Consider the following 15,215-nt stretch of genomic DNA (forward strand, 5'->3'; position numbering starts at 1 on the left):
AAAAGGCACGGATTACACGGATTAACACGGTTATGAGAGTCCGTGAAGTCTGTGTAATCCGTGCCCAAAGGGGTTATCTTAATTATTTAAGTCCTAATTTACCTTTAACTATCGGAGTAACGTCTGTAGACAATGACTCGTTTACAAAAGGAATATCAGTTCTGTTCAGGTCGAAGATATAAACATATCCACCTTCTTGTCCGACTGCTTTGATGGCATCATCTATCTTCTTATAGATAGGTTCCATCATTTCGGCGTATGCTTTCTGCAACTGTTGTTGAGCGTCAGCTTGAAATTGCATACCTTTTTCGTTCAGTTCCTGCAATTCTTTCTGGCGTCTTTCCTGAATATTCTTAGGCAAGTTAGCCTGTTCTTGTTGGTACTCAGTGAATTTCTTAGTCAATTCATCTGAAGCACGTTTCATTTCATCTTCGTATTGTTTTTGCTGAGCCTGAATGTCAGTCTGAGCTTTGGTGTATTCCGGCATTACAGTGAGAATCTCTGCAAATTTAACATGACCGAATTTTTGGGCAAATACGCTCATTGGAGCGATAAGTAAAAGTAATAAAGCAATTTTCTTCAACATAGTTCTATTTTTTATTAGTTATTGCAAATTTGATTATCAGGTGCAAATGTATGAAATTAATTTGAATATCCTAGTTTTGAAAGCACTTCATTGCTGATATCAATACGCGGAGATGCAAAAATAATACTTTGGGCAGATGAACGGTCGACTACTGCATCGTATCCGTTTTGTTGGGCTATTTGCTTCACTGCCTCATATATTTTGTCCTGAATAGGGTTAATCAGCGCTTGTTGTTTTTTAGCCATTTCTCCTTCCGGACCAAAGTATTTTTTTCTCAGCTCTGCAGCTTCTTTTTCTTTAGCTATAATCGCTTCCTCCTTCTGAGATTTCTGTACAGCCGACAGTGAAGAGGCTGCTTTCTGATACTCCTTATACAGTGCTTCGGCTTCTTTAGCTTTAGCTTCTACTTCAGCCTGATATTGTTGGGAAGCCTGATTCAATTGGTTATTTGCCTGTTCGTATGCAGGGATATTTTTTAGAATATACTCCATATCAATCAAAGCAAATTTTTGCGCGCTGGCTGTGAATGCACAAGCCACAAATAATAGAGATAATAGAATAGCCTTTTTCATAATCACTTCGTTTTATGGGTTGTTAAAACTCTTGTCCTAAGATAAAGTGGAACTGACTGCCACCATATTGGCTGCTACCGTTAATCTTATCGAAACCGTATGCCCAGTCGATACCCATCATACCAATCATCGGTAAGAAGATGCGGACACCGACACCGGCCGAACGCTTCAAACTGAATGGGTTGAATTTGCCGACTTCCGTCCAAGCATTACCGCCTTCAACAAATCCTAATGCATAGATACTTGTTGAGTTTTCCAACATCAATGGATATCTCAACTCAGCACCTAAACGTACATAGGCGTAACCCTCGCTACCATAAGGTGTCAAAGCACCGTTTTCATAACCACGCAATGCTATGGTTTCTGAAGCGTAACTTGTACTGTATCCGGTCATACCGTCACCACCCATATAGAATGTTTCAAACGGCGACTTCTTGTATTTGTTATAGTGACCCAACAGACCGAACTCTGCACGTGTCATGATAACCGGACATTTTGAGGCGCCTGTCAATGCTGTATACGTCTTGGCTTTGAATTTCCATTTATGGTATTCAATCCAGTTGAACATACTTGCAGCTTCATCATAGTCATCTTTTCCGTAAGTAGAATAATCCTTGTTGCTGAACAATGAGTACGGTGGGGTCAGTTGTACCGATGCCGAGAACTCAGAACCGCGACGCGGGAATATCGGATTATCCGTAGAGTTACGTGCCAAGGTGAATCCCAAACTCAGGTTGTTGCAACTACCTGTAGACATATATTCGCCATTGTTCAGCTTGATGTACAAGTAACTCCAGTCTTTCAAGATGAAACGCTGGTAAGACAATTCTGCGGTCAGTGTAAAATAGTCATCCGGCCATCTCAAGCGTTTACCCCAACCGATAGAAGCTCCATACATCTGGATAGACTTATCCGGGTCATAATATGACTCATAGTTATTGCCATAACTTCCTCCATAATAATTATTCATACCATACATGTAGTTATAATAGTTATTCATGTAGGCGGAGTTATAATAGTTGCTGCTGATATCAGTCTGAATGGAGTAGAACGCCGAAACAGAGAATGAATTAGGACGTTTGCCTCCAAACCACGGATCGAAGAACGATACGCTGTATGACTGATAGTAGCTACCGTTAGTCTGTCCGCTGATGGTCAATGTCTGTCCGTCACCTTGAGGCAGGAATCCACGGTAATTATCACTCTTATTGAACAAGTTGGCCATAGAGAAGTTCGTAAACTTCAGACTTAATTTACCGATAACACCAGTTTGCCCCCATCCGGCAGAGAATTCCACCTGGTCATTGGCTTTCGATTCCAAGTTCCAGTTGATATCAACCGTACCGTTAGCCATATCCGGTTGAACATCCGGTTGAATGTTTTCAGGGTTGAAGTGTCCCATCTGGGCAATTTCACGATATGAACGTTCCAAAGCTTCTTTGCTGAACAAATCACCCGGGCGTGTTCTTAATTCACGGCGCACTACATTTTCGTATAGACGGTCGTTACCATTGATACGCACTTTGTTGATACTTGCCTGTGGACCTTCCTGAATACGCATTTCGAGGTCGATAGAGTCCCCGTCGATATTCACTTCTACCGGGTCAAGGTTGTAGAACACATAACCGCGGTTATAATAGTTATTACCGATAGCATCTTCATCTCCGCTCAAACGCTCGTTCATGAGCTTTTGGTTGTATACATCTCCTCTCTTCATGCGGAATTGTTCATCCAGCATATCAGCCGGGAAGACGGTATTGCCTACCCATGTGACGTTTCGTAGATAATATTTGTCACCTTCTTCGATACGCATATATACATCTACGGTACGGTCGTCATAAGGAGTCACGCTGTCTACTACGATTTGGGCATCGCGATAACCCAACTCATTATACTTATCAATAATCTTTTGTTTGTCTTCTTCGTATTTCTCTTCGATGAATTTCTTTGAACGGAAGATATTGGCAAGCTTATTCTTTTCGTTTGTCTTCTTCATTACTCGTTTCAACTTCTTGTCGGTCAAAACGGTATTTCCGTCGATGGTAATCTGGTGTACTTTTACCTTTTCTTTCTTGTCAATCATCACATCTACGTCCACCTGCTCTTTGTTGTCGGCAAGGTCACGTTCGATAATTGTCACTTCGGCGTTTTTGAAACCCTTCTCGTCAAAGTGCTTTTTGATAAGGATTTTTGCACGGTCAATCAGGTTAGGGGTAATCTGACTACCCTTTACCAAGCCCAATTTTGCTTCAAGGTCTTCTCTTTCGCTCTTCTTCACACCATGGTAACGGATATCGGCGATACGCGGACGTTGTGTCAAGAGTATCTTCAGGTAGATTTTATTGCCTACAATCTTTTCAGCCAATATCTGTACGTCAGAGAACAGACCATGTTTCCAATAACGTTTTACGGCTGAGGTGATATCATCGCCAGGAACGGTAATTACCTGTCCTACCGATAGTCCTGACAGACCTATCAGCACATAGTCTTCATAGTTCTTTACCCCTTCGACTTTGATTCCGCCGATTTCATATTTCTTGGGAGTTCCAGAGTAAAGTATTACCGGATTGTCGTTTTCTTGAACATTTGCTTCTTGAGCGTAGCTACTGACTGAGAAACAAAACAGACATGTAAGCGTTAATAGTATGAGTGAAATACGATATAGCATTTTATATAACTTTATATTTGTTCACTGGTTTTGCCGAAACGGCGTTCTCTCTGTTGATAATCACAAATGGCTTTGCAGAACTCTTCTTCGCGGAAATCCGGCCAAAAAGTATCGCAAAAATATAACTCGGAATAAGCGCATTGCCATAGCAGGTAGTTGCTGAGACGAACTTCACCTCCGGTACGGATTAATAAGTCTGGGTCGGGCATGAAGTGGGTACTCAGGTGCGCACTTATTACTTTGTCGTCTATGTTTTCAATAGCCAGTCTGCCGTCTTGCACTTCTGTGGCTATTTGTTTCATGGCTTCGGTCAACTCCCATTTGGAAGAATAGCTCAAGGCCAGAACCAAACACATTCCGGTATTGACGGAAGTTCGCTCGATGCATTGGTTCAGTCGTTCCAAGACCTCTGCCGGTAGTTTCTGGGTGTCACCGATGATGCGGAAGCTGATATTGTTCTTCATAAAGGTTTCCTCTTCGATAGAGTCCATGAGAAGGCTCATCAGTGCAGCCACTTCATCGACGGGACGATTCCAGTTTTCAGTAGAGAAGGTGTATAGTGTCAGGTATTTGACTCCCAAGCGGGCCGCTTCTTCAGCAATGATGTGCACAGTCTCGGCACCGGCCTGATGGCCGAAGCTTCGTTTTTGCCCACGTTGCTTGGCCCATCTTCCATTGCCATCCATGATGATGGCTACGTGGGCCGGTACACGGCTCTTGTCTATTTGCTCTCTATATAGCATGTCGCGTTCTGGTTTTATATACTTTTTTTAAAGCCTAATTTGTTGATTCTGCCTCGCCATACCTGACCGGAATTACTCCACATAATCCACAGGTAGTCATTCTTGTCGATTACATAAGAATAGTTGCCGTCGGCTTGCTTGTATAAGTTGGTAAATTCTTCGGGGAAGAATACATATCTTTTCACTTGCTTCCAAGTAATGCCATTGTTCACCGATTCATAGAATGCGCTGAAGGGTGCAAGGTTGGAACCATTTTTCTTGCCGGGACCGCCAAATGCATATAATTGGTTATTATAATGTATCATGGCGATATTGGCCAATTTGGGACAGAAGTCCAGATTATCTTTTTCCGGTGGATAGTCGCCCCATGTGTTTTCTGTGCTTAACTGGCCCCATACTACCGAAGTCGTATCGGTAGCAATCGGGTTTTCTCCCAAAACCAACATACGGTCTATTGAGCTGTTGGTATTCAGAGGGTAAGAAACGAATGACAGGCTGGTTTCAGGAAAACCGTAAGGAACACTTTTCTGTTCTGTCCATTCTGTTCCGTTATGGGTTTCGACAAACACATTATTAGTATTGATTGCTATCAATTTATTGTTCTTTTCCGGATTGTTTTGGGAATAGATGTTTGAAACCAACATCTTCAAAGCGGGTGCTGATTCTATTTTGCTCCAATCAGTACCATTTCCCGACTGGTACAATTGATTTTCTGCAATAATGTATAAATGGTCTCCCCATGCCATGGCAGTGGAATAGTCAGCTTTCTCTCCGAACGGCAACGGTTGCAAGCTACTCCAACTATGGCCGTCGGTGATGCTTGTTGTCGTTACGGCAACTTGTTCTTCGCCCTGACGGACCGCAAATACATAAATCTTATCGTTGAAATAAACGGCCTTTTGTGCCTGAATAGCACTACCGTTGAAGTCACTGCTTAAATTAGACCATACCAATGAATCGGGTTCCTGCTTATGGACATTGATTTCAGCTGTATAGACTGCACCATATTCCATGCTTTGCGCCAATACCTTAAACTTGACAGGACTTTCAAAATTCAAAGAGTCGCTGGATGTCCACAAAGAATCCTTATCGGCTACAATCAGAATATAAGGAGTGTCCGCAGTGATTTCCACCACTACCTTGCTGACATTGGTACCTACCGGAAGTGAGTCGGCATTATAGATACGTCTTTCTATCTGGTCAATGATAAAAGGATAATCCGAGCCTTCCACGATGGCTGTCAGTGTTGTGTCTTTCCCGTTAACTGTAGCGGTGTATTTGGTCTCTATGTTATCTTTAATCGAGAAAGCAGTAATACTGGCTTCCGAGCTTGGAGTCACTTCGTTATCGTCATCGTTCAAACATGATGTAATCATAAAAGCGGCCATAAGCAGCCCTGTGATAACTGTCAAAAACTTTATTTTCATTTGCAAATGAGTCTTTTTGTTACAAGTCGCAAAAGTAGGAAGATTTTTTTCTATATAGAAGTTTTGGAACAAGTTTTATATTAATTTATAGATAAACTTCCGCTTTTTATCTGCTAATCAGACGCATTTTGTCTGTGAGTCTGTGGGTGGCAGGCATGAAAAAAATCTCTTCCGAAGTATCTTTCGCTCTTGTTAAAGTATTTTTTTTGAATAGTGGGAGCTGTAACTCCGTCTTTCAGGAAGAGGGGAGATTGCTCTATATAAGCTTCGTCCCACAATTCTGAATCAATAAAGGATTGAAGCAGTATGCTACCTCCTTCAACCAGTAAAGACTGGAGCTTTTTCTCGTATAGAAATGCCATTATCTGTGGCAGGATGTCACGCCCGAAGTCCAGGACTATGAACCTGGCATCGGGCTGGGGAGGCTCTTTTTGTGTGAATATGTAAGTCGGCACTTCTTCGTTGAACAACGAGAGATGGGGAGGAAGGGTTAAGTCCTTGTCTATAACCAGACGGACGGGATTCTTGCCATACCAGTTGCGGGTGGTCAGCGAAGGGTTATCCAACAAGGCTGTCCGGCGCCCTATTAAGATAGCATCGTGCTCGGCTCTTTTTTTATGCACGACCATCCCGGTGAGGGGGCTTGACAGGACCACCGGCTTTCCCTCTGTGCGGTTGATGTCGATAAAACCGTCTGCAGACTCCGCCCATTTCAACGTGATATAAGGACGTTTCTGTGTGTTAAAAGTAATGAAACGTTTGATGAGCCGGCGACATTCTTCTTCCAAAACTCCGACTGTTACTTCTATTCCGGCTTGGCGCAATTTATCGATACCTCGTCCGGCAACAAGAGAGAAGGGGTCCATACATCCTACGACGACTCTAGGGATACCTTTCTTTATAATAAGATCGGCGCAAGGAGGTGTTTTCCCATAATGAGAACAAGGCTCCAGGCTGACATACATGGTTGATTCCTTTAAAAGACTCTCATCTTTTACTGAACGGATGGCATTTACTTCTGCATGGGCTTCTCCGCATCGGATGTGATAACCTTCGCCTATAATAGTGTCTTTGTGCACAATCACTGCCCCGACCATGGGATTGGGGGCAGTGGTGCATAAGCCGTTGTGTGCCAGTTGCAGGCATCTGGATATATATTTTTCGTCTTTTGTCATAACCATACGGTTTAAATTTCTACTTTTGCATATAATTAAACAGCTAATGAATCCTATTGTACATTATATAAAGCAAGCTCTCACAGGTTACTATCCCGATTCCGAAGCAGCATCTTTGGCAAAATTGCTGTTGACGCAAGTGCTCGGGTTCACTGTGCTCGAACTGTATGGAGGCAAAGATAGAAGTTTTTCGGAAAATGAGCAGAAGCAATTAGATGATATTCTGATTCGTTTGCAAAAATATGAACCGGTTCAATATATTATCGGTATGGAAATGTTTTACGGACTTTCGTTTGAGGTTGATGAAAATGTGCTGATACCTCGTCCCGAAACGGAAGAACTGGTTGAGTGGATATTGAAGGATAATAAAGAGGACGGACTTCGGGTGCTTGATATTGGTACCGGAAGCGGATGTATACCGGTTGCTCTCGCTAAGTTTTTGCCGCAAGCTCATGTCGCGTCATGGGATATTTCTGACGGAGCGTTGGAGGTCGCACGGCGTAATTGCAAGCGAAATGATGTAAAGGTGCGGTTGGAGCGGAAAAATGTCTTGCAAGCCTTCCCTTCGGGAGAACAGTATGATATCATCGTCAGCAATCCGCCTTATATTACAGAAAAAGAGAAGGTAGCTATGGAGGCCAATGTTTTGGAGTGGGAGCCTTCTATCGCCTTGTTTGTTCCTGATGAACAACCTTTGCTTTTCTATACTAAAATAGCCGGGCTGGGGCTTGAAATGTTGGTTTCGGGCGGCAGGCTTTATTTTGAAATCAACCGGGATTATGGTGCCGCTACGGTAGGTATGCTCGAAAGGTTGGGGTATCATCATGTAGAATTAAGAAAAGACTTATCCGGCAATGACCGGATGATAAAGGCAATAAGATGAAGAAAGAATGTAGCGAAAGCGAAGCTCGCAATAAGGCGGAAGCCTATTGCTCGTCTGTAGAGCGGTGCGTGTCCGAAGTAGAGGCAAAACTCGAACAATGGGGGGCGGACCATGAAATAAAGGACAGAGTGATTGAACATTTGATAAAGGAAAAATATATCGACCAACGGCGCTATTGTGCTGCCTTTGTACGTGATAAGTATCGGTTTAATCAATGGGGACGGATGAAAATCGTGCAGGCATTGCGCTTGAAAAAGATACCGGCAGATGTGATTAGCCTAGGCTTGGAAGAGATTGACGAGAGTGAATATTTGTCCATTCTTTCGGGACTTGTAGAACAGAAGAAGAGAAGCATCAAAGCAAATACGGACTATGAACGCAATGGCAAATTGATTCGCTTTGCCATCGGTCGTGGTTTTGAGATGGAAGAAATACTTCGGTGTGTGAAACAGATAGATGCCGATGTGGAGTATTTGGACTGATTTGTGGGATTTGTTCTTTCCCGAATGTTGTATCATTTGCGATGAACATTTGATGAAGCATGAGCACTTCTTATGTTTCCGCTGCTTGGCGGCTTTGCCACGCACGAATTTGCACTTGCAAAAGAATAATGAGGTGGAACGTAATTTCTGGGGGAAATTCCCGGTGGAGCGTGCCGCTTCGTTTTTATATTATGCCAAAGGAAGTGTTGTCAGGCAATTGTTGTATGAACTGAAGTATTATGGAAACAAAGAAATAGGCGAGTTTTTGGGGAGATATATGGCTGCCGAACTATTGCCTTCCGGCTTTTTTGAAGGGGTGGATTATATCCTTCCGGTTCCGCTTCATCGTAAAAAAGAGCATTTGCGCGGCTATAATCAGAGTGAATGGCTTGCCAAAGGGGTAGGAGGCGTAACTTCTATTCCGGTGCTTCCGGATGTGATGGAAAGGTGTAAGTACACCGAAACTCAGACGCATAAAGGGCTCTATGAACGATGGGAAAATGTCTGTGATATTTTTGTTTGTAACACTCCGGAAGTATTGCAGGACAAGCATGTTTTGCTGATAGACGATGTGCTTACCACCGGTGCCACTATCGTGTCTTTTTCCGATGCGCTGAAAGGTGTTGCCGGTGTTCGCATCAGTGTACTTACCCTTGCTTTGGCCGGACAGGGGTAGCTCGTTGCATCGACCGGTTGCCGGTATGAAGAAATAAAAGCGGTTAATCCAAATTAGCTCGTGACCTTCTTTTTATTTTTTTTGGAAAATACCTTGTTCCTTTTTTCTTTATCTCAATGTATTTCTATATTTTTGCAACATATTTATCAGATGTAGTTAAGTTATGAAGACTTTAGAAAAATTATTCGCAGAGAAATTACTGAAGATTAAGGCTATTAAGTTGCAGCCGGCTAATCCTTTTACTTGGGCCTCCGGTTGGAAGTCGCCTTTCTATTGTGATAACCGCAAGACTCTTTCGTATCCTTCTCTTCGTAATTTTGTAAAACTTGAGATTAGCCGTATCGTGCTGGAGAAATTCGGCCAAGTGGATGCTATTGCCGGTGTTGCTACAGGAGCTATTCCTCAAGGAGCTTTGGTAGCAGATGAACTGAACCTTCCGTTTGTGTATGTTCGTTCTACTCCAAAAGACCATGGCTTGGAAAACCTGATTGAAGGTGAACTTCGTCCGGGTATGAAAGTCGTAGTTATTGAAGACCTTATCTCTACCGGTGGCAGTAGCCTGAAAGCTGTTGAGGCTATCCGTCGTGACGGTTGTGAGGTAATAGGTATGGTCGCAGCGTTTACTTATGGATTCCCTGTTGCTGTGGAAGCATTTAAGGAAGCGAAAGTAAATTTAGTGACTTTGACAAATTATGAAGCCGTTTTGGAAGCTGCATTGAAGACAGGGTATATCAATGAAGAAGATGTTCCCGTTCTGGATGCATGGAGAAAAGACCCGGCTCATTGGGATGCAGGAAAGTAATTTATTCTTTAAGATTAAAATATATTTAAAAGAGAACTGCTCGAAGGATTATTCCTTCGGACTGTTCTCTTTTTGTTTATAAATGTCGAGATATGGCTCAATATGAAAGTAATGTGAAGCATGTTCCGTATAGTCAGGAACGTGTATATGATAAGCTGTCTGATTTGAATAATCTGGCAGCGATACGTGAGAGAATGGACGAAATGCGTGAGAAAATTGGTGATAAGATTCAGGATATGACGTTCGACCGTGATTCGCTGACACTTACCGTGCAAGGAATGAATGTCACTTTGCGCATTATAGAACGTGATCCTTGCAAATGTATCAAGTTTGAAGGAGACAAATCTCCGATTCCTTTAAATCTGTGGATACAGATTTTGCCGGTGAATGAGAATGAAGCTAAAATGAAAGTGACCATCCGTGCCGAAGTGAATATGTTTATGAAAGCGATGGTAGCGAAACCTTTGCAGGATGGAGTGGAGAAATTGGCTGATATGTTATCAATGATACCTTATTAATATAGAAAGAATATGGCTCAGAAACTATGGGAAAAGAGTGTCCGGGTAAATGAGGATATTGACCGTTTTACCGTAGGACGTGACCGGGAAATGGATCTCTATTTGGCAAAACATGATGTTTTGGGTTCTATGGCTCATATCACGATGCTGGAGAGTATCGGTTTGCTGACTGCCGGAGAACTGCAGGCTCTGCTGGCTGAGATGAAGAATATTTATGCTTCTGCCGAAAGGGGCGAATTTGTTATAGAAGATGGCATCGAAGATGTACATTCGCAAGTGGAGCTGATGCTGACCCGTAAGTTGGGTGATGTGGGCAAGAAGATTCATAGCGGACGTTCACGCAACGACCAGGTATTGGTGGACTTGAAACTGTTCACTCGTGCCCAACTGAAAGAGGTGGCCGAAGCAGTAGAGCAGTTGTTTCATGTGCTGATTTCTCAAAGTAATAGATATAAAGATGTCTTGATGCCGGGATACACCCATCTGCAGATAGCGATGCCTTCTTCATTCGGTTTATGGTTTGGAGCCTATGCCGAAAGTCTGGTGGATGATATGATGTTTTTGCAGGCAGCCTTTAAGATGTGCAACCGCAATCCATTGGGTTCAGCAGCCGGATATGGTTCATCTTTCCCTTTGGACAGAGAGATGACCACCCGATTACTAGGATTTGACTCGATGAATTATAATGTGGTATATGCGCAGATGGGCCGTGGAAAGATGGAACGCAATGTGGCTTTTGCTCTTGCTTCCATTGCCGGAACAGTTTCCAAACTGGCTTTTGATGCTTGTATGTTTAGTAGCCAGAATTTCGGTTTTGTGAAGTTGCCCGATGAATGTACGACCGGTTCCAGTATCATGCCACACAAGAAGAATCCGGATGTGTTTGAGCTGACACGTGCCAAATGCAATAAAATTCAAGCGCTTCCGCAACAGATTATGATGATTATGAATAATCTGCCCTCCGGATACTTCCGTGATTTACAGATTATCAAAGAGGTATTTCTGCCTGCTTTCCAAGAACTGAAGGACTGCTTGCAGATGACCACTTATATTATGGATAAGATAAAGGTGAACGAACATATCTTGGATGACGACCGTTACCTATACATCTTTAGCGTGGAAGAGGTGAACCGTTTGGCTGCCGAAGGAATGCCGTTCCGCGATGCTTATAAGAAAGTGGGACTGGATATTGAAGCCGGTAAGTTCACCCACAACAAGCAGGTACATCACACCCATGAAGGAAGCATCGGCAATCTGTGTAACGACAAGATTATCCTGTTGATGGAAAAGGTCGTTGACGGATTTAACTTTTCTACCATGGAACAGGCGGAAAGAACTCTGCTGGGCAGATAAATTATAAAGATATGGAATATCAACCTTCAGCGGAACGCTATGATAGAATGCAGTATAGGAACTGTGGAAATAGTGGTCTGTTTTTGCCGCGCATCTCATTGGGATTGTGGCATAATTTTGGCAGTGTGGACGATTTCGGGATAGCAGCCGACATGGTAAAATATGCCTTTGACAATGGGGTTACTCATTTCGATTTGGCAAACAACTATGGCCCTGCTCCCGGTAGTGCAGAGACAAATTTCGGCAAGATTCTGAAAGAGAATTTTCGTGGTTACCGTGATGAGATGATTATCTCTTCCAAGGCAGGGCATGAAATGTGGGCGGGCCCCTATGGAGGCAACAGCTCACGTAAAAACCTGATGGCAAGTATAGAACAGAGTCTTCGTCGTACGGGTTTGGAGTATTTTGATATTTTTTATAGTCACCGCTATGATGGAATTACACCTGTGGAAGAAACTGTTCAGGCGTTGATTGATATAGTAAGGCAGGGAAAAGCACTATATATCGGAATCTCAAAATATCCGCCTGAAAAGGCGAGGGTAGCTTATGAAATGATGAAAGCTGCCGGTACACCTTGTCTGATAAGTCAATATCGCTATAATATGTTCGACCGTGCGGTGGAGGCGGGGACTCTTGCTTTGGCGGCACAGTATGGCTCCGGTTTTATAGCTTTCTCTCCGCTGGCTCAAGGGTTGCTGACTGATAAATACCTGCACGGTATTCCTGAACACTCTCGTGCAGCCCGTGTTACCGGCTTTTTGAAAGTCGACCAAGTAACGGCTGACAAGGTAGAAAAGGCTGCCCGTCTTAATGAAGTAGCAGTTCGTCGCGGGCAGACGTTGGCGGAAATGGCATTGGCCTGGGTGCTGAGAGATGAACGTATGACTTCAGTCATTGTCGGCGCAAGCTCAGTCAAGCAATTGAGTGATAACCTCCATGCCTTGGATAATCTGGCATTTTCAAATGATGAATTAGCTGAAATAGAAGGAATATTACGTTCTTAAATAAAAAAAATGGGTGCAAAATTTGGTAGGTATTATAAAACTCCTTATCTTTGCACCCGTCAAACAAAACGCGGAAATAGCTCAGTTGGTAGAGCATAACCTTGCCAAGGTTAGGGTCGCGAGTTCGAGTCTCGTTTTCCGCTCTCTCTCGTCGAGGATGCTCGAATGGTGGAATCGGTAGACACGAGGGACTTAAAATCCCTTGGCCATTGCGGCTGTGCGGGTTCAAGTCCCGCTTCGAGTACAAGTATTTTAAAGGGGCTGTCCAAAAAGTCGGATAGCCCCTTTTGCTTATTTCGGTAAAAATCAGTATCTTACCGTTGCAACAAATAAATCTTTATCTTTGTTTAGCATTCCACCACCCGATACACATTCCCCTTGGCAGTATGCACCCGCTCGCCCAACTGGGGCAGGATGCGGCTCAGGCTGAAGGCCGTCATACCCCTCATGGCCGAGGGATGGGCGGACTTCATCCGCTCGAACAACTGAGTTGCGGAAAGGGTCAGCACCTCCTGTGGTTCGTCCTCTTCCGTGGCAAAGCGGAAACAGAGGCGGAACACCTCCTCTTCGGGTACATGCTTGTAGAACAGGGCGTTGTGTTGCTGTATGGCCTGTTCCTCCTCTTTATTGAACCAGCTGCGTTCGCCGGACAGAAGCTCCGCCTTGAGTTGGGCGTACAGTTGCTCATGCTCTATGGGGGTGACGCAGTCAATGGCATGTTCCAGACTGACACAGAGGAAGCGGCGTGAGCCGGTACGGTCCACCAACAGGTCTTCCCGGTTGCTGGTGCCGATGAACGAGGCAATGCGGGGAAGTGCCGAAGCACTGCGTTTGTAGGCCTTGCGGATATTCAGCGCGGAAGCCTGCATCAGATTCTTCAGCAGGGGCATTTTGGACGCACCCAACTTGTCGAATTCATCCAGATTAATCAGACCGTAGGCAGCTAACCTGGCTTCGGCGGATGCCGGGGAACTGAGGTCATAACTCTCTGTATAGTAGGCTTTCAGCGCATCGGGCATCAACAGGCGGCAGAACGTACTTTTCCCCAGTCCCTGACGACTGCTCACCAGCAGGGGTGCCACGCTGTTGGCGCGGTTGGTATCCGGATGGAACTGCATCCATTGGGCGGAGAGTCCCAGCATCCAGCGGTGGAAACCGTTCACCCATACCGGGTTATCAGACACCCTGCGGGCGAGTGCCGACACCCGGTCGGTGCCGTCCCATTCAGGAAGCTGCTCAAAGTAGGCGGTAAAGGGATGGTATTCGCTGATACGGCGCGAGCGCACAAAGCGTTGGATGTCCCTGTCCCAGCAGTCTATGCCCGCTTCGATGGCTTCCAGACTGAGCGAGTTCATCCACCGTTCGTCCACCTTGGCGTAGCGCAAGTGGTCATCGGAAATGCCGTGTTCCACGCCCGCTACCTCGGTCTCTTCGGTCAGCACGTTGAACCGGAAGCGGTAGCGGGAGGTGAGAAAAGCGGTCACTTCCTGCATCAAGGAGCGTGATTTCGCCTTCCCAACAGTTTTTTCCGGAGATATTGGCGCGGCTTCCTTTTCAGTGTCTTTCAAAGATATCGGTTCGGCTTCCTTTTCAACATATTTCGAGGACTTCACTCCGAGTTCCTTTCGGATATCTTCCAAAGATGTTGGTTCGACTTCCTTTTTAATATCTTTCGAGCGTACAGTATTCATAACCTTTTGAACGCTTCCCGATTGCACGGAATCTTCCTCCGTTTCTTCTGTTAAGTCTGTCGGACATCCGGAAAAACCGTCTCTGCTTTCCAACAAGTTTCCCTTGCCGTTTTCAGCAAGAAGAACCTGTGACTTGTCCACTTCCTTCACCCCTTCTTCATCGGAAACGATGTAGTGGTAACTGCCTGCAAGCGCATTCCCGTCGGTGCGCGGAGTCCAGTCCAGCACCAAAGCCACCCGGCCTTCGCGGATATCCACTGCCAGGTGCACACCGGGCATGGTCCGACAAAGCGGCATCAGTCCGTTGAGGGCGGATACGAGGTCACGGCGTGGTGTTCCGTCGGAGGGAACAGGACTGGACAGGAATTTGCTTCCGAAGAAGACTGTCTTGAGAGTGGCGAATACATTCATGAACACTTCTTTTTAGATTTGACGAACTACAAATATACAACATAAAAAAGCCTTTGTCAAGAGGGAAGACAAACTAATCCAATTCCGGCACTTCACCCGACACCAGATATGACAGAGCCTGACACAAGTATAAGTCAATGACATATACACGTGCAGGCTCATGCGTACATACGTGTAGGCCGATGCGTACGTACGTGTGGGCTTATGCCACCGTATGTGTAGAC

Annotated in this window: 15 protein-coding genes and 2 tRNA genes; 9 read left to right on the plus strand and 8 right to left on the minus strand. The window is 44.7% G+C overall.

Annotated features, from left to right (window positions below):
* Positions 1–82 precede the first annotated feature (82 nt).
* The 6 genes from IR173_RS17275 to ribD all read right to left on the minus strand — a co-directional run bounded on the left by IR173_RS17275 (position 83) and on the right by ribD (position 7,171).
* Positions 83–586: an OmpH family outer membrane protein gene (locus IR173_RS17275; RefSeq protein WP_237040757.1), complete on the minus strand. Its 504-nt coding sequence runs from the start codon at positions 584–586 to the stop codon at positions 83–85.
* A gap of 56 nt (positions 587–642) precedes the next feature.
* A complete protein-coding gene (locus tag IR173_RS17280) occupies positions 643–1,158 on the minus strand; it encodes an OmpH family outer membrane protein (protein WP_237040758.1) in 516 nt (171 codons plus the stop codon).
* Positions 1,159–1,180: 22 nt separating this feature from the next.
* The gene (gene bamA / locus IR173_RS17285; protein WP_237040759.1) at positions 1,181–3,826 is read right to left on the minus strand and encodes an outer membrane protein assembly factor BamA; all 2,646 of its coding nucleotides are present in this window, start codon (positions 3,824–3,826) and stop codon (positions 1,181–1,183) included.
* An 11-nt stretch (positions 3,827–3,837) separates the two neighbouring features.
* Positions 3,838–4,569, minus strand: a complete 732-nt coding sequence (locus tag IR173_RS17290; RefSeq protein ID WP_237040760.1) for an isoprenyl transferase — start codon at positions 4,567–4,569, stop codon at positions 3,838–3,840.
* Between the two features lie 14 nt (positions 4,570–4,583).
* Positions 4,584–5,996, minus strand: coding sequence for a DUF6242 domain-containing protein (locus tag IR173_RS17295; protein WP_237040761.1), 1,413 nt, complete (start codon positions 5,994–5,996; stop codon positions 4,584–4,586).
* Between the two features lie 113 nt (positions 5,997–6,109).
* A complete protein-coding gene (gene ribD, locus IR173_RS17300) occupies positions 6,110–7,171 on the minus strand; it encodes a bifunctional diaminohydroxyphosphoribosylaminopyrimidine deaminase/5-amino-6-(5-phosphoribosylamino)uracil reductase RibD (RefSeq protein ID WP_237040762.1) in 1,062 nt (353 codons plus the stop codon).
* Between the two features lie 46 nt (positions 7,172–7,217).
* Here ribD and prmC point away from each other — a divergent pair, with 46 nt between their 5' ends.
* From prmC to IR173_RS17345, 9 genes are all read left to right on the plus strand, one after another.
* Positions 7,218–8,054, plus strand: a complete 837-nt coding sequence (prmC, locus tag IR173_RS17305) for a peptide chain release factor N(5)-glutamine methyltransferase (RefSeq protein ID WP_237040763.1) — start codon at positions 7,218–7,220, stop codon at positions 8,052–8,054.
* Positions 8,051–8,536, plus strand: a complete 486-nt coding sequence (locus IR173_RS17310) for a regulatory protein RecX (RefSeq protein ID WP_237040764.1) — start codon at positions 8,051–8,053, stop codon at positions 8,534–8,536. Before prmC ends, IR173_RS17310 begins: the two co-directional genes overlap by 4 nt.
* Positions 8,517–9,212, plus strand: coding sequence for a ComF family protein (locus IR173_RS17315; protein ID WP_237040765.1), 696 nt, complete (start codon positions 8,517–8,519; stop codon positions 9,210–9,212). The genes IR173_RS17310 and IR173_RS17315 overlap by 20 nt, the downstream gene beginning before the upstream one ends.
* A 163-nt stretch (positions 9,213–9,375) precedes the next feature.
* The gene (gene pyrE / locus IR173_RS17320; protein ID WP_237040766.1) at positions 9,376–10,014 is read left to right on the plus strand and encodes an orotate phosphoribosyltransferase; all 639 of its coding nucleotides are present in this window, start codon (positions 9,376–9,378) and stop codon (positions 10,012–10,014) included.
* A 92-nt stretch (positions 10,015–10,106) separates the two neighbouring features.
* Positions 10,107–10,532, plus strand: coding sequence for an SRPBCC family protein (locus IR173_RS17325; protein WP_237040767.1), 426 nt, complete (start codon positions 10,107–10,109; stop codon positions 10,530–10,532).
* A 12-nt stretch (positions 10,533–10,544) separates the two neighbouring features.
* A complete protein-coding gene (gene argH / locus IR173_RS17330; RefSeq protein ID WP_237040768.1) occupies positions 10,545–11,885 on the plus strand; it encodes an argininosuccinate lyase in 1,341 nt (446 codons plus the stop codon).
* A gap of 11 nt (positions 11,886–11,896) precedes the next feature.
* Positions 11,897–12,889, plus strand: a complete 993-nt coding sequence (locus tag IR173_RS17335; protein WP_237040769.1) for an aldo/keto reductase — start codon at positions 11,897–11,899, stop codon at positions 12,887–12,889.
* A gap of 70 nt (positions 12,890–12,959) precedes the next feature.
* Positions 12,960–13,032: transfer RNA gene (locus IR173_RS17340), tRNA-Gly, on the plus strand.
* Between the two features lie 16 nt (positions 13,033–13,048).
* A tRNA-Leu gene (locus tag IR173_RS17345) sits at positions 13,049–13,133 on the plus strand.
* A 103-nt stretch (positions 13,134–13,236) separates the two neighbouring features.
* Here IR173_RS17345 and IR173_RS17350 read toward each other — a convergent pair.
* Positions 13,237–14,991: a VapE domain-containing protein gene (locus IR173_RS17350; protein ID WP_237040770.1), complete on the minus strand. Its 1,755-nt coding sequence runs from the start codon at positions 14,989–14,991 to the stop codon at positions 13,237–13,239.
* A 12-nt stretch (positions 14,992–15,003) separates the two neighbouring features.
* A partial coding sequence (locus IR173_RS17355; RefSeq protein ID WP_237040771.1) for a hypothetical protein occupies positions 15,004–15,215 on the minus strand: 212 nt, incomplete at its 5' end.

Origin of the sequence: Phocaeicola faecalis (assembly GCF_021730445.1) — a bacterium.
In the GTDB taxonomy this organism is placed as follows: Bacteria; Bacteroidota; Bacteroidia; order Bacteroidales; family Bacteroidaceae; genus Phocaeicola; species Phocaeicola faecalis.